Here is a 19,168-nt window from a genome sequence, read left to right as displayed (position 1 = left end):
TTGCGCTGGCTTATTTTATGTTTATTACGGTGTTTTTTAGCTATAGAATATTCATGGCTTCTAAAAAATACAAATCGTTTTATGTGCTCGTTGCATGTGCCTACATCGTGGGGATTGAGGTTTTTTTAAGAATGAATGGCGGGACAATTTTTTATGAAGCCAGTAAGTATGTTGTTATCCTTTTTGTGTTGATGGGCATGTTTAGCAATGGTATATCAAGGTCGGCCTTTGTTTATATTGTATACATGTTATTGTTAATTCCAGGAGTTTTTGTATCCATAAGTGAAATGGGATTTGAAACAGATATTAGGAGAGCTGTAGCGTTTAATTTGAGTGGTCCTGTATGTTTAGGGTTGTCTGCTATGTTTTGTTTTAAGCGTAATATTAGCTTCAAACAATTAAAAGTTATATTGATAGCATTAGTATTGCCACTTGTTAGCATGGCGGTATATTTAATACTTTATGCACCTAATTTAGAAGAGGTTGTAACAAGTACAAACTCTAATTTTGCAGCTTCTGGAGGTTTCGGCCCTAATCAAGTGGCGACTGTCTTAGGTTTAGGAATTTTTGTCTTGTCGGCCAAGTTTTTTATGTCAAGAGAAAATGTTTTTCATAGAACGATTGACTTATTTCTGCTGGGTTTATTGGGTTTTAGAGCTTTGGTTACCTTTAGTAGAGGAGGTGTTTTAACAGCAGTAATTATGATATTTGCCTTTGTAGGGTTGTATTATCTAAAGGTTAATTTGAAAACCAAATTTAGAATTAAATTCTCTCTCATTTTATTTGTTTTGATAGGTCTAGGAACTTGGTTTGTAGGATCTATAGAAACAAGAGGATTTCTAGATAAACGTTATGCTAATGAAGATGCTGCGGGAAGAGAAAAGGAAGATATTACAACTGGGAGAGCCGATTTGTTAGCTTTTGAATTAGGAACGTTTTTGGAACATCCGTTTTTAGGTTTAGGCGTAGGAAAGGTAAAAGATGAACGTTTAAAAGAAACTGGTGTTGAAGCTGCTTCACATAATGAAATGAGTAGAATTGTGGCTGAACATGGCATGCTAGGTATTATTGCGTTTTTAATTTTATTAGTAACACCTTTATCGTATAGATTAAACAATAAAAGAAATGTACTCTTTTACTCTTTTTATTTATTTTGGCTGTTAACGATAAACCATTCGGCTATGCGCATTGCGGCACCAGCGTTTATATATGGATTATGTTTGTTAAATATCACGTATGACAAAACTCCTGTACATAGGAAACAAGCTCTCTCAAAACGGTAAAACACAAACTACCATTGAAACGCTTAGTGCACTTCTAGGGCAAGAGGGTTTTGAGGTAATTAGTGCTTCTGAAAAGCAAAATAAGATAATACGATTATGGGATATGCTGTGGCATGTATTGAAATATAGACGAAGTATTGATTATGTTTTGATAGACACTTACAGTACCTTTAACTTCTATTATGCTTATTTAGTGAGTCAGTTATGCAGATGCTTTAAAGTGCCTTATATTCCAATATTACACGGAGGTGATCTGCCTAAGAGATTAAAAACGTCGCCCAGATTATCAAAAATCCTATTTAAAAATGCCTATACCAACGTGGCTCCTTCTTTATACACAAAAGCCCGTTTTGGGGTATGTGGTTTTAAAAATGTAATCTGTATTCCTAATACAATAGAGATTGAGAATTATCCATTTAAACCCCGATTGTATAAAAAAATAAAACTATTATGGGTGCGTTCTTTTTCTAAAATATATAATCCGAAGTTGGGTATTGATATTTTAAAATTACTATTAGAATCTGGAATGGAAGCAGATTTATGTATGGTTGGCCCAGAAGGCGACGGAAGTTTAAAGGAAACAAAAGCCTATGCTAAGAAAAAAAACGTAGACGTAACCTTTACGGGAAAGTTATCAAAGAAAGATTGGGTTGCCTTGTCTGAACATTATAATGTTTTTATCAATACTACAATGGTTGATAATATGCCTGTTAGTGTGCTTGAAGCCATGGCTTTGGGTTTGCCAGTAATTACTACACATGTTGGTGGGATGCCTTATTTGATAGATAATCATGTAGATGGGATATTGGTGAAATCTAATCATTCAAAAGGCTTTGTAAATGCCATTCAGTATCTTATCAATAATCAAGATGATGTAAATAAGATGGTGCAAAAAGCGAGGATGAAAGTAGAACATTATGATTGGCAGGTTGTCAAAAAACAGTGGATTTCTCTACTTTCTTAATATCTGATCGCAGATAACTTATTATATTTACAGGGCAGACCATTTTAACCTACTCATGCCAAAAAGTAATATCCATTTTAATATTTCTGAGCGCAAAGTACTCCTGCGACTATTTGATATTATTTCCGTTTTATTGGTTTTATTTTTTGTAGGTAATACCTTCGAATTTGGTTATTTTCAAATCACAAAAGACAAATGGCGCTGGGTTTTTGTACTTATACTTTACATCTGGGTGTTTGGAACCATTTTTGAAATGTATGATTTGCAAAAGTCTAGTAAGATAGAAAGAATTAGTACCAGTATAGTATTTACGGTGTCAACCACTGTGTTATTTTATCTTCTAACACCTTATTTTACACCTACTTTGCCTTACAATAGGTTGCAAATTCTTTATTTTTATTTTGCCATACTTACAGCTCTAATGTTATGGCGGATAGCATACATTACGTTTATTGTGTCTCCTCGTTTTTATAAAAGTGTTTTGGTGATTGGGGAAACATCAAATATGGAAACGATTTTAGAAGCTTTTAAAAAAGCAGATCCTAATTATAAAATTGTGGGTTTTGTTAATTGTGATAATCGTTTGCAGGGCACCTATAAAACTACCGATGTACCAGAATATTCTATAAAACAAATAGAAGAAGTGATTGAAAAACAGGGCATTTCTGAAATCGTTATTGCGAGTTACAATTCAGATTCTATCACTTCAGAAATTTATTATACACTTTTAAGATTATTGGAAAAAGGGTTTCCTATAAACGAATATACGCAGGTTTATGAGGATATGACTCTTAGTGTTCCTGTTCAGTTTGTGGGTAAAGATTTTTATAGATATTTTCCGTTTAGTAGAAGTAATCAAAACCGTTTGTACAGATTTTTTCATCGATTATTTGATATCGTATTTTCATTTCTTGGTATTTTAATCGGTTTGATGTTTGTACCGTTTGTCGTATTAGGTAACCTCATTGGTAATAGAGGGCCGCTTTTGTATTCTCAAGAACGTGTTGGAAAAAATGGTAAAATTTTTAAAATCATCAAGTACAGAACCATGATTGTGGATGCCGAAAAATCAGGAGCGGTGTGGTCAACTAAAGGCGATGTTCGAATAACCCCTTTTGGTAAATTTTTACGCCATTCCAGATTTGATGAAGTTCCTCAATTTATTAACGTTTTAAAGGGGGATATGAGTCTTATTGGCCCCAGACCAGAACGCCCTTATTTTGTAAAGGAGCTATCAAAAATGCTCCCATTTTATGAAACGCGCCACATGGTTAAGCCTGGACTAACAGGCTGGGCACAGGTAAAAACAAGATATGGTTCTTCGGTAGATGATAGTTTACTAAAGTTGCAGTATGATCTATTCTATATAAAGCATCGAGGTTTTATGCTTGATTTAAATATTATTATTAAAACTTTGAGTACTATTATCTTCTTTAGGGGGCAGTAATTTAATGCGTATAATGGTAAACCAAATAGATATATCGAATAAATAATGCCATCATAAGTGGAATTAGTCCAATGGCAAACACCTGAACACCAATAATCCAGTGTAAGGTTAACAAACATAAAAGAATAACGAGTAGTTTAATATACCTAATAAACCAGGCACTCACTTTGGTTTTATATAATTGCCCAATAACAACTAGGTTTAATGCAAAGGCCCATAATAAATTATAGTTTTGGTGGGTACCTGTATGGTTGGTAGCAAACCAGAGTAACAATAATAAAACACCAATGATTCCTGTAATAGCAAAGAGTGCAATGTCAAGCCATTTACTTTGCGATTGGTTTCTGTAATCCTTATAGGTAACAAAAATAATAAGTAAGCTAACAATGCCTAAAATGAAAAGAGGGCTGGTGAAAAAGGCACTTGATTTTGTGGTGTCTTTTTGTTTGTATAAAACGGAACTTTGTTTTACTAAAGCTTGGTTTGTAGTTTTTAGTGTTGCTTTATTAAAAAAACTGTAGATGTTTTTAGGTAAAAACATATGATCTTCAGCAGGAGCTGTTTTATCAATTACAGAACCTAAAGCGATATCAATACCTAAACTACCCCACGAGTTTCTATTTAAGTTGTTTTGAATGAGGGCTCTAAAAGAGGCATTTTCAAAAGTGTCAGGTGTTTCAAAATGTATCTGATTATTTAGCGTATGATTTACTACGTCTTTAATTTTTGTGGCACAGTTGTCAAAGAAAAAGTCGTACAAATAGTTTCTGTTTTCTGGCTTGTAATTGTTGATTAAAAAATCATATAATTGCTGTTTTTCGCTTTGCGACAAATTTAAAACCTGTTCTTCAACTGTTCTGTTCTGATATATGTAAAATCTTAAAAAGTCGTAAAAATTGCTTTGTCCTAAAGCATAGTTTAGTTTTCCTTTAGCAAAATTCAAGTAAAAATTAGGCGCTTCAAAATCAAACCTACCGTAGTCATAGGTTTTATCAAGATTAATACTTGGATCTTGAATTCTGAAAGCATTATGTCCAAAGGCATCGTTAAGAGATGTACCAGGCGCAATGGTTAACACACTAATTTTTGCTTGTTCAGATAAAATAATGTCTTGCGCGTAACTAGTGAAGCACAAAAAAATAAAAAAAAGTTTGAGTGTTTTTTGCATTATCTAAAAATACTAAAATCAAGTTTTAAGGAAAACACATTCGAATATAACGCTACACTTTGATCACCAATATCGGTAAAAGCATAATCTATTTGAATACCATTGTATTTAAAACCTAAGCCAAAACTGGGTTGAAAGCTAAGTTGTTCTGAGTTATCAAGCTGCAACTCGTTTTGAAAATTTCCCATACCTGCTCTTAAAAATACAAGGTCGGTATATCCAAACTCAAAACCTACTGCTGGATTTATACTCACAAAAGATGTAGATATGATATCATTAGTTTGTGAAAAACGCATGTTCAGGTTTACCGATGTAAGTAAAGTATAGTCGTAGTGAAAGTCAACCAATTTAGAAATACCTACCTGTAATTTTGGAATAGTAATTTCAGTTGTTTCAGGCAGTTCTTGATTTTGACCTGCAACGGCATCTCTAATATCTTGGAAAGCTTCTTCATCAATGGCCCAAGTATTGAAAGTTGTAGTAATATCTCTTGCCATGATACCAAATTTCCAATCATTTGACGTTTCAAATTGTAATCCTACGTCAAAACCAAACCCCCAAGAGGTGGCAAATTTTCCAATGATACGGCGAATAACCTTTGCGTTTATACCATAGTTGAGACCTTGCACAGGCAAACTTCGGGCATATGAAAAGGTGAGTCCGTAATCGGCTGTTGAAAATAAACTTATTCTATCGTAGTTTATATTGCCTTGTTCATCAATGAGTTGCGTGGTGTTTAAAATGTCGTCAACAGCAAATCTAATTAGAGAGAAACCTACCGCGCTTCTATCATCAAGAGGCATGGCAAATGCGGCATAATCATAATTAGCTATATTGGCAAAATAACTGGAGTGCATAAGTGCCAACTGATTGTCCTCAAGTTTGATTAAACCAGCAGGATTCCAATACGCCGCATTAACATCCGATGTGTGTGCCGTAACAGCACTACTCATACTTAATGCCGCCGCATCAACACCAATGTTCATAAACTCATTAGAGTACTTTCTAACAGTTTGACTAAACATGGTTAATGATAAGGCGCAAAAAAAAGTGGTTAAGTAAGCTCTCAATCGCGAATTTTTTACAAAGATGCACATTATTTATCAACCTATAAACTTCAATTTTATATAGATATTGTTTAATACTTGTATTAGACTGTAATTGTTTGTTACTTTTACAAAAAAAAGGTAAAATATGAAGCAACATATTCCTAATGCGATAACATTGTTAAATTTATTCTGTGGAAGTATAGCGGTGATTTTTACGGTTAATAATAATCTGCTTACGGCGGCTATATTTGTGTTTTTAGGGATATTTTTCGATTTTTTTGATGGTTTTGCAGCAAGAAAACTAAAGGTTCAAAGTGAATTGGGCTTGCAGTTAGATTCTTTGGCCGACGTAGTTACCAGTGGATTGGTGCCAGGATTGGTCATGTACAAACTCTTAGTGCTTTCCTTGGACAGAGTGGTTTTAAATAGTTCTAATGGATGGTCTGGCAATGGTTTTTCTGGCATTACACCCGCTTCATTGTTGCCTTTATTCGGGCTATTCATTACTTTGGCGTCAGCATATCGTCTGGCTAAATTTAATATTGATGATGAGCAACAAACCTATTTTAAAGGTTTGCCAACACCTGCCAATGCATTACTTATTTTATCATTACCACTTATTTTAGAATTTCAAGATAATGACGTTATAAATGCAGTCATTCTTAATAAATGGTTTTTAATAGCGGTGACCATTTTAAGTTGTTACCTGTTGAATTCAAAAATTAAACTTTTTGCCTTAAAGTTTAAAGATTTTAGTTTTAAAGCAAACGCCATACGCTACATCTTTTTAATATTAAGTTTGGTAATGCTTATTGTATTGCAATTTGCTGCCGTTCCTTTTATTATTGTATTGTATATTTTGTTATCAGTTTTAGATAAGTCAACTTCAAAATAAAAAAAATGGCATCAGGATTTTTTGCACTTTTAGATGATATTGCCACGTTAATGGATGATGTTGTGGTAATGAGTAAAATTTCTACTAAAAAAACAGCAGGAATTTTAGGAGATGATTTAGCCGTTAATGCTGAAAAGGCCACAGGCTTTGTGTCTTCTCGAGAGCTTCCGGTACTATGGGCTATTACCAAAGGATCTGCACTTAATAAGCTTATTATTTTACCTATTGCTTTTTTACTCAGTGCTTTTGCTCCATGGGGGGTTACTTTGGCACTTATTTTAGGAGCCATTTATCTCGCATTTGAAGGTGCAGAAAAAATATATCATGCTTTAGTACCCCACACGTCTAAAAAAAATGAAGTTGAAACAATTAACAAATTAGAAGATTTTAAGGATGAAGCGAGTGAAGTAACAGAACAAGAGAAAATAAAGTCGGCCATTTTTACCGATTTTATTTTATCTGTTGAGATTGTTATCATAGCTTTAGGTACCGTTATAGGTAAGCCCATTTTGTTTCAAATACTTGTGGTCTCCATTGTTGCTATGGTTGCAACTATTGGGGTGTATGGTATCGTGGCGTTGATTGTTAGAATGGATGATTTTGGATTGAAATTAGTTGGTTTAAACGCTAATAAAAAAAGCTTTACCCATATAATAGGTAGTTTGTTGATAAGAACTTTACCATGGGTTATTAAAGGGCTTTCTGTTATTGGGACTATTGCTTTGTTACTTGTTTCAGGGGGTATTTTTGTGCATAATCTTGGGTTTTTGCATCATTTCTTAGAAAGCATACCAAGATTTATGAGAGATTTTATTGTAGGGTTGTTGGTAGGTGTTTTGGCGCTGATCTTTGTAAAACTAATTGGTTTTATAAAAAAAGGCCTAGCCAAAAGCTAGACCTTATTGAGTGTTTTTAAAGCACCATGTTTTTAATTTTGCATAACGCTTTTTGTCTTTTTTTCAAGCATATTAACTTTACTTGGGTCAATAACTTCTCCTTTAATTTTCAATGCTACGGTTGGAGTTTCAGCGTTTGAAATTACTGTAATAGTTTTTCTAATAGGATTAACTCTATTTGTATCATATTTAACTTCAATTTCGCCTGTTTTACCAGGTAAAATGGGGTCTTTTGGTTTTTTAGGAATCGTACAACCACAGCTTGACGTTACTTTAGATATGATTAAAGGTTCGTTACCTGTGTTTGTAAATTCAAAAACTCTTACACCGTTGGCACCCTTTTCAATTGTTCCATAATCAATCGTAGTTGTTTTAAAATCAATTTTTGCTTGGGCGCTTAAGGATAGGTTAACTAAACCTATGAATAAAATTGTAAATAATTGTTTCATAATTTATTTTTTAAGTTCAAAATTTGTTCAATTAAAAATGCTCAATCTAATTACGAGCATGTAGAATTTGGGTTTAAGATCATATCAAACATACTTACTTTTTCTGCAATCTGCAAAAATATTGGCTGTAATACATTGTTGTTAAAGCGTACTGATGCTTCAAAAGTACACATTGTCATTAATTTCATTTGTTTAAAAACTGTTAAAGTGTCACTTTTTTAATTTCTATCAGCTCAAATATTGTTTTATATAAACAAGAAATATAAGTACTTTTGCACCTCACATTCAAAAATTATTCCAAAGCATGGAAATTCCATCAAAATATGATGCCAGTCAGGTAGAAAGTAAGTGGTATGACTACTGGATGACACATAATTATTTTCATTCAGAACCCGATGAAAGAGAGCCTTATACTATAGTTATTCCACCACCAAATGTAACAGGTGTGCTGCACATGGGGCATATGCTCAATAATACGATTCAGGACGTATTAATAAGACGAGCACGTTTGATGGGTAAAAATGCTTGTTGGGTGCCAGGAACAGATCATGCATCAATTGCAACAGAAGCTAAAGTGGTGGCAAAGTTGAAAGAACAAGGTATTGATAAAAATGATTTGTCTCGTGATGAATTTTTAAAGCATGCTTGGGACTGGACACATGAATATGGTGGAGTTATTCTAGAACAATTAAAAAAGCTTGGTTGCTCATGCGATTGGGATAGAACCAAATTCACCATGGATGATGATATGAGTGAAGCCGTTATCAAGGTTTTTGTAGATTTATATGAAAAAGGATTAATTTACCGAGGCTATCGTATGGTAAATTGGGATCCAGAAGCTAAAACAACATTGTCTGATGAAGAAGTGATCTATGAGGAGCGACAAGGGAATTTGTATTATTTACAATACCAAATAGAAGAAAGTGATCATACATTAACCATTGCAACAACACGTCCTGAAACGATTTTTGGTGATACGGCTATTTGTATTAATCCTAATGACGAACGTTTCTCTCATTTAAAAGGAAAGAAGGCTATTGTACCTATCTGTAACCGTGTCATTCCAATTATTGAAGATGACTATGTAGATATGGAATTTGGTACAGGGTGTTTAAAAGTTACACCAGCCCATGATGAAAACGATAAAGTTTTAGGCGATAAACATCATCTAGAAGTGGTTGATATATTTAATGAAGATGCCTCATTAAATAGTTTTGGCCTCCATTATGTAGGTAAAGACCGGTTTGTTGTTAGAAAAGAAATAGCTAAAGAACTTGAAGAAAAAGGCATTCTTTTAAAAACAGAAACGTATACAAATAAAGTAGGAACTTCTGAAAGAACTAAGGCTGTTATAGAACCACGTTTAAGTGATCAGTGGTTTTTAAAAATGGAAGATTTAGTAAAGCCAGCGATAAAAGCTGTTTTAAAAGATGATGATATTAAACTTTTTCCCAAAAAGTTTGAGAACACTTACAGGCATTGGATGGAGAATATTCGCGATTGGAATATTTCTCGTCAATTGATGTGGGGTCAACAAATTCCAGCGTATTATTATGGAGATGGAAAAGAAGACTTTGTTGTAGCCAAGAACATTGAGGAAGCACTCCAAAAAGCTAAGGATAAAACAGGTAACACGCAATTAACTATTGAAGACTTAACCCAAGACAAAGATGCATTAGATACTTGGTTCTCATCATGGTTGTGGCCCATGAGTGTTTTTGATGGCATTAGACATCCTGAAAATGAAGAAATCAATTATTATTACCCAACAAACGATTTGGTTACTGGCCCTGATATTTTATTTTTCTGGGTAGCTAGAATGATTATTGCTGGTTATGAGTATAAGGGCGAAAGACCCTTTAATAATGTGTACTTAACAGGATTAGTTCGTGATAAGCAGCGTCGTAAAATGAGTAAGTCATTAGGAAATTCTCCTGATGCTTTGAAACTTATTGAGGCGTATGGCGCAGATGGGGTTCGTGTGGGGTTATTGTTAAGCTCTGCGGCGGGTAATGATTTGTTGTTTGATGAAGCGCTTTGTCAACAAGGAAAAGGATTTGCTAATAAAATATGGAATGCTTTCCGATTGATAAAAGGGTGGGATGTTGATAGCAGTATAGACCAACCTGAAACCTCAAAAATAGGTTTAGAATGGTACGAAGCAAAGTTTCAAAGAGCGCTTCTAGATATTGAAGATCATTTTAGCAAATACCGCCTGAGTGATGCATTAATGACTATTTATAAACTAATTATGGACGATTTTTCGTCATGGTTATTAGAAATTATAAAACCTGCATACCAAAAACCAATCGATGCAAAAACCTATAATGAGGTAATTACTGCTTTTGAAAACAATCTGAAAATTTTGCATCCGTTTATGCCATTTTTAACGGAAGAAATTTGGCAGTATATTTCAGAAAGAGCACCAGAAGAAGCTTTAATAGTAGCATCTTGGCCTAAGGTGCGTACCGAAATAGATACAGCACTTATTTCTGAATTTGATTTTGCCTCTGAAGTGATTTCAGGTATTAGAAATATTAGAAAACAAAAAAATATTGCATTTAAAGAAGTTATTGGTTTTTCTGTAATAAATAATGAAAACACTCAAAATACCTTTGATGGTGTGATTTCAAAATTAGGAAATCTGGAAGCTATCCAGTATACAAGCTCACAGGTAGAAGGTGCTTTAACGTTTCGGGTAAAAGCTAATGAGTATTTTATTCCAATGGTAGGAGCGGTTGATGTTGAAGCAGAGGTTAAAAAGTTATCGGAGGAGTTAACGTATACAGAAGGGTTCTTAAAATCTATTCAAAAGAAGCTGTCAAATGATCGTTTTGTAAATAATGCGCCAGAGCAGGTGGTAGCGATTGAAAAGAAAAAAGAAGCTGACGCTTTGGCTAAGATTGAAACTCTAAAATCTAGTTTGTCTAGTTTAAAGTAAGTTTTATAACAATTCTTTATATTAAATAAAAAAGCCTTGACTAAAAATAATGTGTCAAGGCTTTTTTATTCAATCCATGTTTTATATTATATTTTAACGTCGTGCACTAGGCCGCGGTGTAGGTCTTGGAGCCGGTCTTGGTGCAGGCGTAGGTCTAGGCATTGGTCTTGGTGCTGGCCGAACAGCAGGAGCAGGTCTTGGTGTAGGCTGTGTTGGTCTCACGGATGGTTGTTGTTGAGGTTTTTGGGCCGGACGCGTAGAAGGCACCGTTACCTTATTACCTTTATTTCCGTTTTGAGGTTTCCAATCCTTTTGCACAGGTTTCCCCGTTGCTTTATCGGGTCTTACTACATCTTTTGTTTTTGAATGATCTGCTCTTCTATTTTGTTTTTGAATTTTAACAGCATCTCTACTGCGTCGTACATCCGTATGTCTATATGTATTTTTTACGTTGATATGTACATTAACATTTCTTCTATACAAATGAATAGGGTAAGGTCGCCAAGGACGGTAGTAAGGTGGGTAATAACCCCAATAGAACGGAGAATACCACGGTCTGTAATAAGGCCCCCAGAACCATACTGAGATGATTGGCGGGTGCACATAAACAGGCTCTATAATGTAGTTGTTTCCATACATTTGTACATCACCTACTACTTGTATTTTTGTGTCTCCTTTACTGTCTTTTTCAACATCAATTACCGCAACATCTTGATATTTATCTTTCCCTATTACAGCTTGTATGGTAACTACATGTGTTTTACCTTTTGAGTTGTCTATAACTCTAAGGTAGTCTACCTCACCATCGTTATTAAGATCTAGGTTAGAGATTTGCGTTTTGGGATCATTTAATTTTTTTTCAAAATCTTCTAAATCTTTTGATTCTCCAAAAACAGAAGCTACGGCTTCTAAGTCTAAATTTTTACTAATCTCATCGTTCTTTGCGGTTACCGTTGTTTTATCTTGAGCAAACGTAATATTTAGAACAAAGAACAGACATAAACCGATTATTATACTATTTTTTGTCATGTTTATTTATTTTAATGTTTATAGTTTATCTGGTTAAATATTAACTTCAACGCTAAATTAAAAACAAAGTAAAACTATTGGATGAAATTTAAAGTAGAGTGACACATTTTACACGTTAAGCCACGAAATTTACATGTGAAATAAGTTGTGTTTCAATAAAGTATGGCGTGCTTTAATCTATAAATTCAACAATCCCAAAGGTGTTTGGTTGATGTACTTTTTTTGAAATATCTTCAATGGGGAAAATTGTAGAGATAACGCGTCTTCCTATTTCAAGTTCATTGCGTTCTTGTCTAAGCGCTGTAAATGCCCATCGTGTTCCTGTTTTTATAGGGTAGAGTTCAGAAGTTCTACTCAGCGCTTTTATAGGAATGGCTAGTTCCATAATCCATCCATTATCAACATCATCATTATTATTCATAGTGCCCTCATAGGTCACTTTTACTTGGTAATTCGGGTTGTAAGCTTTTATTGCTGTGTCTTGATTTTCATAAAAATTGTTTATATATAGCACGTCATTTTTAGTTTCGTATAAATTAATTTCAAAACAAAAATGAGCTATAGTACTTTTAGGAGCAGGAATAACAAAAAACTCGGCACAATCATCTAAATAAGGTTCGCCATCTCTTTCTTTTTCAGAGGATGTTAAATATTTGTCTTCACATTCAAACAATAAATACAAAGTCTCATCATCCCAAAGCATTCTAAACGTAGTTTTCTGTTTGTCATATGGTTGTTGGGTTAAATAAAAATAATTTAATGTTCTTGCTTCTGTTTTTTGCCAATCTTTTTCGTCAGCTAAACCATCAACGGTAATTTTATTAGTGGTTTTTTTTGCTGAAAATATAGGACGGTTATCAAGTGATAGCTCATAAGCTTGCGCAACGCAAAAGGATATGGAAATGAAAAAGAAAGAGGTAAAAAGGATTGCTTGTGCAATTGTTTTTTTCATTATGTGCTAAAAGGTGTTTTAATTTCTATATAAAAAATAATTATTTACCAAATCAATATAGGATTGCTTGGCTTCTTTTTCTGAAATACCTTTTGCTTGAAAAAGAGCGTTTGTTTTGAAAGCATTTATTATAGGTTTTTTGCTTCTCGGTTTGCCATAATCATTGGTTGCCTTTTTGTAGTAGGCATAAAGTTTTAAAAGCGTATCTGCAGGAAAGGGGTCTTTATGCGCATTAACTCTTTCAACAGCTTGTTCAAACTCTATATCTAATTTAGACTTGCCCATTACTTTTCTGCAATTACTGTTTCGCCTCCTCTTACTTTTTGATTGAGTTGTACTTTAATATTCGTGTCAAGAGGTAAAAATAAATCAACTCTCGACCCAAATTTTATAAAACCAGAATCAGCACCCTGTATAGCCTTATCATTTACTTTTGCATAATTAACAATGCGTTTAGCTAAGGCTCCAGCAATTTGCCTGTGTAAAACCTTTCCATAGGTTGGGTTTTCTACAACTACAGTGGTTCGCTCATTCTCTTCGCTGGCTTTGGGGTGCCATGCTACTAAATATTTTCCTGGATGGTATTTACTAAAAATAACATTACCTCCAATAGGATAACGGGTAACATGCACATTTACTGGAGACATAAATACACTTACTTGTAATCTTTTTTCTTTGAAATATTCTTTTTCAAAAACTTCTTCAATGACTACTACTTTGCCATCAACAGGCGAAATAACCTGATGATCATTTAATTTAGTATGACGCTTAGGATTTCTAAAGAACTGTAAAATCATGACTAAGAAAAACAATAGTAAAATCATGATTGAGGTTCTCAACCATGTTATTTGAACAACATTATCAATTAATAAAAAGCACCCAACAACAAAAACAAATGTTATTAAAATGATTTTATAGCCTTCTTTATGAAACATAATTTAAAATTCTTAAAAATAAATATACAAAAGGAGCAGCAAAAATAATACTATCTAACCTGTCTAATAAGCCACCATGCCCAGGCATGATGACACCACTATCTTTAACGCCAGCCTGACGTTTAAACTTTGATTCTATTAAATCTCCTAACGTACCAAATACACTAATAATAATACTTAATATGAGCCAATTGGTGGAGTTTAATGTTTCGGTAAAGGTAGCAATAAAATAGCTCGCAATACATGAAAAGAATAGTCCGCCTAAGAATCCCTCTACGGTTTTTTTGGGAGAAATAATTTCAAAAAGTTTTTGTTTACCAAAGTTTTTCCCAACTAGGTAAGCAAAAGAATCGTTTACCCAAACTAAAATAAAAGACCCCAACAGAATATTTGGGTTATAATCTTTATAGTAATTAGCTATCAAAATTAAGAATACAAACGCACTTGATAGATAGAAGGTAGTGAGTAAGAATCTTTTGGTTGAAAAAAGCGGTATTGTTTTTTCTGAAAATAAATCTTTGATTAAAAATAATTCAACAAAAATGGATAAAACCATTAAAATTTGAGTGAATTCATTGAGGCCTTTCGAGGTGTCAAGAACCGCATGCCAGTATCCAAAAACAATATATAAAGTAATAAAAATTATATAAGGGATATAACTTTTTAACTGAATAAGCTTATTGAATTCGGCCATGCAAATTAAACCAAATACAAAGAATAAAAGAATTAAAAGCTGTTCAAAACACAAGCAAACAATAAGTAATGCAACGTAGAGCAACCCTGATAATGATCGAACAAGCGTTTCTTTCATCCTATAAGTCTTCTAAAAGGAGTAGGTAAAGATTTTTAGCACTGCTTCCATAGCTTAAAAAATCTTTTTCATCGCTAGATTTAAAATGCTTTATTGTGGTGATATTGGTAGGAATTTGCTGTTTGTTTTTAGATTTAATGCCTCTTAAACCTTCGCCAATATTTTCAACAATTTGACTGGTTGTAGCAAATACTACAAAGTTAAACGGTAATTCAGGTAATTTTTTTTCAAAAATTTGTTTTGATGAAATGAGCAAAGAGCCATCATTAGCTATAAGATTTTCACAGGTTGTTAGAAAATAGGTGGATTGATTAAGTTTTTTTGAAGGTAATATGCCACTATTTTTAAATTTGGCTTCTAAATCAGAATCTAACAGAAAAGCTTTCTCAGCCTGCCAATCGTTTTCTTGTAAAATGTAATTTAGGTTTTCAAAAACTTCATCTATATTTTCACAATACAAGAACTTACCACCATTAGCTTTAAAATTTATTGTAAATCTCTCGTCTATTGGCAGCTTTATTTCTGGCATGTATTTGCCTCTGTCATCGGATTTTAATTCTTCGCCTGATTTGTCAGATTTTGAACCAAAAAGTTTTCTAAAAAGACTCATTTAGTAAATGCTATTGTCAGAAATCATGTCGAACTACATCAAATATAAAAAATCTTAAACTAACCTTACGACTAATTCAAGATTTTTACTATATCATTAGTAGAATACCTTAATTTAATTTATTCTTCTTCGTTTGTACCTTTTATTTCTTGATTATTATTTTCTTGTTTTACTGAATTTATAGGTAATTCTTTTGAAAAGGCTCTTTTTCCAAATATTTTCTCTAAGTTATCTTTAAAAATAACTTCTTTTTCCAATAAAACTTCAGCAAGTTCAGTAAGTTTATCTTTGTTTTCTTCAAGAAGTTTAACGGCGCGAACATATTGTTCTTCTATTATTCTAGATATTTCTTTATCAATGAGCTCAGCGGTTTCTTCACTATATGGTTTAGAAAACCCGAATTCATTTTGCCCAGAAGAATCGTAATAGGTTAAATTACCAATCTTGTCACTTAACCCATAAACAGTTACCATAGCACGAGCTTGTTTGGTTACTTTTTCTAAGTCACTTAATGCACCAGTTGAAATTTTGTCAAAAATCACTTTCTCAGCCGCACGACCACCTAAAGCCGCACACATTTCATCGAGCATTTGTTCTGGTCTTACAATGAGGCGTTCTTCTGGTAAATACCAAGCAGCACCCAATGAACGTCCTCGAGGCACAATAGTTACTTTTACAAGAGGCGCAGCGTGTTCTAGCATCCAGCTAACGGTGGCGTGTCCTGCTTCATGATAGGCCACAGCTTTCTTTTCGCTTGGCGTAATAATTTTATTTTTCTTTTCTAAACCACCAATAATTCTATCAACGGCATCAAGGAAATCTTGTTTGTCAACAGCTTTTTTACCATTTCTCGCTGCAATTAAAGCCGCTTCATTACACACGTTGGCAATATCGGCACCAGAAAATCCAGGCGTTTGTTTTGATAGGAAATCTAAATCTAGATTCTCTGCTTTCTTAAGAGGTCTTAAATGTACTTCAAAAATTTCCTTACGTTCTCTTACGTCTGGCAAATCAACAAATATTTGTCGGTCAAAACGTCCAGCACGCATTAAAGCTTTGTCTAAAATATCCGCTCGGTTGGTTGCTGCTAATACAATAACATTGGTGTTTGTACCAAAACCATCCATTTCAGTCAATAACTGGTTTAGGGTGTTTTCGCGCTCATCGTTACTTCCAGACATGGCATTTTTGCCTCTGGCTCTACCGATGGCATCAATTTCATCAATAAAAATGATAGAAGGTGATTTTTCTTTAGCCTGCTTAAATAAATCTCTAACACGCGAAGCTCCTACACCAACGAACATTTCAACAAAATCTGAACCAGATAAAGAGAAGAACGGTACTTTTGCTTCACCAGCAACGGCTTTTGCTAATAATGTTTTTCCCGTTCCTGGAGGGCCTACAAGAAGCGCACCTTTTGGAATTTTACCTCCTAAAGTGGTATATTTTTCAGGGTATTTTAAGAAATCAACAATTTCTTGAACCTCTTCTTTGGCTCCTTCAAGACCAGCAACATCTTTAAAACTTGTTTTTACTTCGGTATTTTGGTCAAAAAGTTTAGCTTTTGATTTTCCGATATTAAATATTTGCCCTCCAGCACCACCTCCAGCACCACCAGACATGCGTCTCATTATAAAAATCCATACGCCAATGAGTAAAATAAAAGGGAGGATACCCATGAGTAAATTTCCCCAATCATTCGTTTCTGTATCAAAGGTTACCGTTGGTTTGTCTGATAGATCTTTAATAACGTCATTAAGTTTATTTTCAAAATTCTGCAAATCACCAAACTCAAACTTATAGTTTGGTAATCTTGTGGTAGAGAGCGCAAAGGTTTGTGGCTTTGAGTTTTTATGCACCTCTTTAGTTTCTGCATCTTTTGTTAAGTAGACTTTGGCTACTCGTGTATTTTTTATAATATCAACACGTTCAACATCACCTTCTTCCAAATATTTAAAGAAATCGGAAGGTGTAGTTAGATTGCCATTTTGGTAATCCCCGCTACTAAATAGTTGAAAGCCTAAAAATAGAGCTATTAGAATACCGTATATCCAGTACGGACTAAATTTTGGTTTTTTGTCCTTTATGTTTTTCTTATCGTTTGCCATTTGTTTTTTTAGTAACTAGTTTCTATTACAGTTGTTTTTGCATCCCCCCAAAGACTCTCTATGTCATAAAATTCTCTAACGTGTTTTTGGAAAACGTGAACCACAACATTAACGTAATCAATTAATATCCATTCAGCATTATCAACCCCTTCAGTGTGCCATGGGTGATCTTTAAGCTCTTTACTTACTTTCTTTTGAATGGAATTAACTATAGCGTTTACCTGCGTATTTGAAGTTCCTTCGCAAATAATAAAGTAATCGCAAACCGTGTTTTCAATTTCTCTTAAATCTAGGATATTAATTTCTTTTCCTTTAACATCCTCAATCCCACTAATAATAACCGATATTAATTGGTCTGCGCTGATTTTTTCTTTCGCCATTAAATTTATTTAATTTGTGCAAAGTTATTATTTTTTTGCTTCTTTACACTTTAAAAATTCTAATAAGATTTTATTGAGTAATATCAACAATATAATGCGGTTAATCAAACTTGATGCCATTGATTCTACGAATAGTTATTTAAGGCAGCTTTATGCGAATGAAGCAACTGAAGATTATACGTGTGTGCTTGCTAAGCTTCAAACCAAAGGAAGGGGGCAAATGGGTACCGTATGGGAATCTGAATCTTCTAAAAACCTTACGTGTAGTATTTTAAAGACCTTTTCAGTCTACACCATGGATAAGTCTTTTTACGTAAGTATGGTAGTAGCTTTAGCCATTATTAAGAGTTTAGAAGCTTTTTCAATACCAAAATTGCAGATAAAATGGCCGAACGACATTTTGTCAGAACAAATGAAGATTTGTGGTGTTTTAATTGAAAATGTCATAAAGCATAACCAAATAGATGCTTCTATTATTGGTATAGGGTTAAATGTAAACCAAACTACATTTAACCATTTGCCTAAAGCCTCTTCTTTAAAACTACTTACAGGAACCACTTATAATCTTGAAGAACTTACAGTCACCCTTTTAGGGTATTTAAAAAAGTATTTTTCAATATTACAATCTGGAGCTATCCATGCATTGAAAGCAGAATATGAGTCGTATTTATTTAGAAAAAACAAACCTTCTACATTTACCAATGAAGAAGGTGTATTGTTTTCTGCGTATATTCAAGGGGTAACAAATACTGGTGAACTAAAACTTCTTTTGGAAGATAATATTGTTAAAACCTTCAGTTTAAAAGAAGTTACCCTTTTGTATTAAAGGGCATTAGGAATATTTGTAGCCAGAGTTTCAATGAATTTTGAAATAGGGCCTTTAATCATCATAGCCATCATCGGATTAAAATCACCAGAGAAGCTCAATTGAACCTCGCTGGTATTTGGGCTTGTTTCATCAATAGTGCCAACTAAAGTGAAATCAATTTTTCCGCCCGCGGCCCCCAATACTATGTTGTTGGGCGGTGTAACTTCTTTCTTTTTTAAGACAATTTCAGGCATGCCTTTTAATGCAAACACAAAAGTGTCTTCGCTTAAAACTTCAAACTTACTTATGTTTTCGGGCATTAAAGCTTCAAAGTTTTTAACTTCAGAAAGAAAATTGAAAATAGTTTCAGGCGATTTCCTAACACTTACTTTTGGAGATTCTAAATTCATATGAATATATTTTATTTCGCGTACTGTTAATGG

19 protein-coding genes are annotated in these 19,168 nt (G+C 33.7%); 7 read left to right on the top strand and 12 right to left on the bottom strand.

The features are described from left to right. Positions 1 to 53 precede the first annotated feature (53 nt). From FGF67_RS05035 to FGF67_RS05025, 3 genes are read left to right on the top strand one after another with little or no spacing between them, the layout of a single operon-like run. Positions 54 to 1,283 (top strand): O-antigen ligase family protein, encoded by a 1,230-nt coding sequence (locus tag FGF67_RS05035; RefSeq protein WP_233244008.1) that lies wholly within the window; start codon positions 54 to 56, stop codon positions 1,281 to 1,283. Then, positions 1,237 to 2,247, top strand: coding sequence for a glycosyltransferase family 4 protein (locus FGF67_RS05030; RefSeq protein ID WP_139695391.1), 1,011 nt, complete (start codon positions 1,237 to 1,239; stop codon positions 2,245 to 2,247). The genes FGF67_RS05035 and FGF67_RS05030 overlap by 47 nt, the downstream gene beginning before the upstream one ends. Before the next feature lie 55 nt (positions 2,248 to 2,302). After that, positions 2,303 to 3,694 carry a sugar transferase gene (locus FGF67_RS05025; protein WP_139695390.1) on the top strand — a complete coding sequence of 464 codons (1,392 nt, stop codon included), beginning with the start codon at positions 2,303 to 2,305 and terminating at the stop codon, positions 3,692 to 3,694. 1 nt (position 3,695) lies between these two features. Here the strand turns inward: FGF67_RS05025 and FGF67_RS05020 are convergent, their stop codons facing one another. Together FGF67_RS05020 and FGF67_RS05015 are read right to left on the bottom strand one after the other, a co-directional pair. Beyond that, complete coding sequence (locus tag FGF67_RS05020) at positions 3,696 to 4,829, bottom strand: lipoprotein N-acyltransferase Lnb domain-containing protein (RefSeq protein WP_233244007.1); 1,134 nt, start codon at positions 4,827 to 4,829, stop codon at positions 3,696 to 3,698. A 32-nt stretch (positions 4,830 to 4,861) separates the two neighbouring features. Next, positions 4,862 to 5,932: a putative type IX sorting system protein PorV2 gene (locus tag FGF67_RS05015; protein WP_455423352.1), complete on the bottom strand. Its 1,071-nt coding sequence runs from the start codon at positions 5,930 to 5,932 to the stop codon at positions 4,862 to 4,864. A gap of 124 nt (positions 5,933 to 6,056) precedes the next feature. On the opposite strand from FGF67_RS05015, the gene FGF67_RS05010 reads away from it, so the two are divergent. Both FGF67_RS05010 and FGF67_RS05005 read left to right on the top strand, forming a co-directional pair. Beyond that, a complete protein-coding gene (locus FGF67_RS05010) occupies positions 6,057 to 6,806 on the top strand; it encodes a CDP-alcohol phosphatidyltransferase family protein (RefSeq protein WP_139695388.1) in 750 nt (249 codons plus the stop codon). A 5-nt stretch (positions 6,807 to 6,811) separates the two neighbouring features. After that, positions 6,812 to 7,702, top strand: a complete 891-nt coding sequence (locus FGF67_RS05005) for a DUF808 domain-containing protein (protein ID WP_139695387.1) — start codon at positions 6,812 to 6,814, stop codon at positions 7,700 to 7,702. Between the two features lie 32 nt (positions 7,703 to 7,734). Here the strand turns inward: FGF67_RS05005 and FGF67_RS05000 are convergent, their stop codons facing one another. Next, the gene (locus tag FGF67_RS05000) at positions 7,735 to 8,151 is read right to left on the bottom strand and encodes a DUF1573 domain-containing protein (protein WP_139695386.1); all 417 of its coding nucleotides are present in this window, start codon (positions 8,149 to 8,151) and stop codon (positions 7,735 to 7,737) included. A 304-nt stretch (positions 8,152 to 8,455) separates the two neighbouring features. Here FGF67_RS05000 and FGF67_RS04995 point away from each other — a divergent pair, with 304 nt between their 5' ends. Next, complete coding sequence (locus FGF67_RS04995; protein WP_139695385.1) at positions 8,456 to 11,092, top strand: valine--tRNA ligase; 2,637 nt, start codon at positions 8,456 to 8,458, stop codon at positions 11,090 to 11,092. Positions 11,093 to 11,185: 93 nt separating this feature from the next. Here FGF67_RS04995 and FGF67_RS04990 read toward each other — a convergent pair whose 3' ends face one another. The 8 genes from FGF67_RS04990 to rsfS form a co-directional block, all read right to left on the bottom strand. Next, on the bottom strand, positions 11,186 to 12,121 hold the full coding sequence (locus tag FGF67_RS04990; RefSeq protein WP_139695384.1) for a single stranded DNA-binding domain-containing protein: 936 nt from the start codon (positions 12,119 to 12,121) through the stop codon (positions 11,186 to 11,188). Between the two features lie 172 nt (positions 12,122 to 12,293). After that, positions 12,294 to 13,073, bottom strand: coding sequence for a carbohydrate-binding family 9-like protein (locus FGF67_RS04985; RefSeq protein WP_139695383.1), 780 nt, complete (start codon positions 13,071 to 13,073; stop codon positions 12,294 to 12,296). An 18-nt stretch (positions 13,074 to 13,091) separates the two neighbouring features. Then, on the bottom strand, positions 13,092 to 13,358 hold the full coding sequence (locus FGF67_RS04980) for an acyl-CoA-binding protein (protein ID WP_139695382.1): 267 nt from the start codon (positions 13,356 to 13,358) through the stop codon (positions 13,092 to 13,094). Further along, a complete protein-coding gene (locus tag FGF67_RS04975; RefSeq protein WP_139695381.1) occupies positions 13,358 to 14,008 on the bottom strand; it encodes a phosphatidylserine decarboxylase family protein in 651 nt (216 codons plus the stop codon). Before FGF67_RS04975 ends, FGF67_RS04980 begins: the two co-directional genes overlap by 1 nt. Next, on the bottom strand, positions 13,998 to 14,819 hold the full coding sequence (locus FGF67_RS04970; RefSeq protein WP_139695380.1) for a phosphatidate cytidylyltransferase: 822 nt from the start codon (positions 14,817 to 14,819) through the stop codon (positions 13,998 to 14,000). Before FGF67_RS04970 ends, FGF67_RS04975 begins: the two co-directional genes overlap by 11 nt. A 1-nt stretch (position 14,820) precedes the next feature. Beyond that, entirely contained in the window at positions 14,821 to 15,429 is a 609-nt protein-coding gene (locus FGF67_RS04965; protein ID WP_139695379.1) for an LUD domain-containing protein, read from the bottom strand. Positions 15,430 to 15,548: 119 nt separating this feature from the next. Next, entirely contained in the window at positions 15,549 to 17,537 is a 1,989-nt protein-coding gene (gene ftsH, locus FGF67_RS04960; RefSeq protein WP_139695378.1) for an ATP-dependent zinc metalloprotease FtsH, read from the bottom strand. 8 nt (positions 17,538 to 17,545) lie between these two features. Beyond that, positions 17,546 to 17,917 (bottom strand): ribosome silencing factor, encoded by a 372-nt coding sequence (gene rsfS, locus FGF67_RS04955; RefSeq protein WP_139695377.1) that lies wholly within the window; start codon positions 17,915 to 17,917, stop codon positions 17,546 to 17,548. A 94-nt stretch (positions 17,918 to 18,011) separates the two neighbouring features. On the opposite strand from rsfS, the gene FGF67_RS04950 reads away from it, so the two are divergent. Next, complete coding sequence (locus tag FGF67_RS04950; protein ID WP_139695376.1) at positions 18,012 to 18,743, top strand: biotin--[acetyl-CoA-carboxylase] ligase; 732 nt, start codon at positions 18,012 to 18,014, stop codon at positions 18,741 to 18,743. Here the strand turns inward: FGF67_RS04950 and FGF67_RS04945 are convergent. Beyond that, positions 18,740 to 19,135: an SRPBCC family protein gene (locus FGF67_RS04945; RefSeq protein ID WP_139695375.1), complete on the bottom strand. Its 396-nt coding sequence runs from the start codon at positions 19,133 to 19,135 to the stop codon at positions 18,740 to 18,742. The two genes, FGF67_RS04950 and FGF67_RS04945, sit on opposite strands and share 4 nt — an antisense overlap. Positions 19,136 to 19,168 lie beyond the last annotated feature (33 nt).

Origin of the sequence: Allotamlana fucoidanivorans (genome assembly GCF_006265225.1) — a bacterium.
Taxonomy (GTDB): Bacteria; Bacteroidota; Bacteroidia; order Flavobacteriales; family Flavobacteriaceae; genus Allotamlana; species Allotamlana fucoidanivorans.
This window is presented reverse-complemented; position numbering and strand designations above follow the sequence as displayed.

What these genes read in the sequence shown, in the direction of transcription:
- FGF67_RS05035 (WP_233244008.1), top strand. Translation starts at nt 54, where the DNA reads ATGGCTTCTAAAAAATACAAATCGTTTTATGTGCTCGTTGCATGTGCC.
- FGF67_RS05030 (WP_139695391.1), top strand. Translation starts at nt 1,237, where the DNA reads ATGACAAAACTCCTGTACATAGGAAACAAGCTCTCTCAAAACGGTAAA.
- FGF67_RS05025 (WP_139695390.1), top strand. Translation starts at nt 2,303, where the DNA reads ATGCCAAAAAGTAATATCCATTTTAATATTTCTGAGCGCAAAGTACTC.
- FGF67_RS05010 (WP_139695388.1), top strand. Translation starts at nt 6,057, where the DNA reads ATGAAGCAACATATTCCTAATGCGATAACATTGTTAAATTTATTCTGT.
- FGF67_RS05005 (WP_139695387.1), top strand. Translation starts at nt 6,812, where the DNA reads ATGGCATCAGGATTTTTTGCACTTTTAGATGATATTGCCACGTTAATG.
- FGF67_RS05000 (WP_139695386.1), bottom strand. Translation starts at nt 8,151, where the DNA reads ATGAAACAATTATTTACAATTTTATTCATAGGTTTAGTTAACCTATCC.
- FGF67_RS04995 (WP_139695385.1), top strand. Translation starts at nt 8,456, where the DNA reads ATGGAAATTCCATCAAAATATGATGCCAGTCAGGTAGAAAGTAAGTGG.
- FGF67_RS04990 (WP_139695384.1), bottom strand. Translation starts at nt 12,121, where the DNA reads ATGACAAAAAATAGTATAATAATCGGTTTATGTCTGTTCTTTGTTCTA.
- FGF67_RS04985 (WP_139695383.1), bottom strand. Translation starts at nt 13,073, where the DNA reads ATGAAAAAAACAATTGCACAAGCAATCCTTTTTACCTCTTTCTTTTTC.
- FGF67_RS04980 (WP_139695382.1), bottom strand. Translation starts at nt 13,358, where the DNA reads ATGGGCAAGTCTAAATTAGATATAGAGTTTGAACAAGCTGTTGAAAGA.
- FGF67_RS04975 (WP_139695381.1), bottom strand. Translation starts at nt 14,008, where the DNA reads ATGTTTCATAAAGAAGGCTATAAAATCATTTTAATAACATTTGTTTTT.
- FGF67_RS04970 (WP_139695380.1), bottom strand. Translation starts at nt 14,819, where the DNA reads ATGAAAGAAACGCTTGTTCGATCATTATCAGGGTTGCTCTACGTTGCA.
- FGF67_RS04965 (WP_139695379.1), bottom strand. Translation starts at nt 15,429, where the DNA reads ATGAGTCTTTTTAGAAAACTTTTTGGTTCAAAATCTGACAAATCAGGC.
- ftsH (WP_139695378.1), bottom strand. Translation starts at nt 17,537, where the DNA reads ATGGCAAACGATAAGAAAAACATAAAGGACAAAAAACCAAAATTTAGT.
- rsfS (WP_139695377.1), bottom strand. Translation starts at nt 17,917, where the DNA reads ATGGCGAAAGAAAAAATCAGCGCAGACCAATTAATATCGGTTATTATT.
- FGF67_RS04950 (WP_139695376.1), top strand. Translation starts at nt 18,012, where the DNA reads ATGCGGTTAATCAAACTTGATGCCATTGATTCTACGAATAGTTATTTA.
- FGF67_RS04945 (WP_139695375.1), bottom strand. Translation starts at nt 19,135, where the DNA reads ATGAATTTAGAATCTCCAAAAGTAAGTGTTAGGAAATCGCCTGAAACT.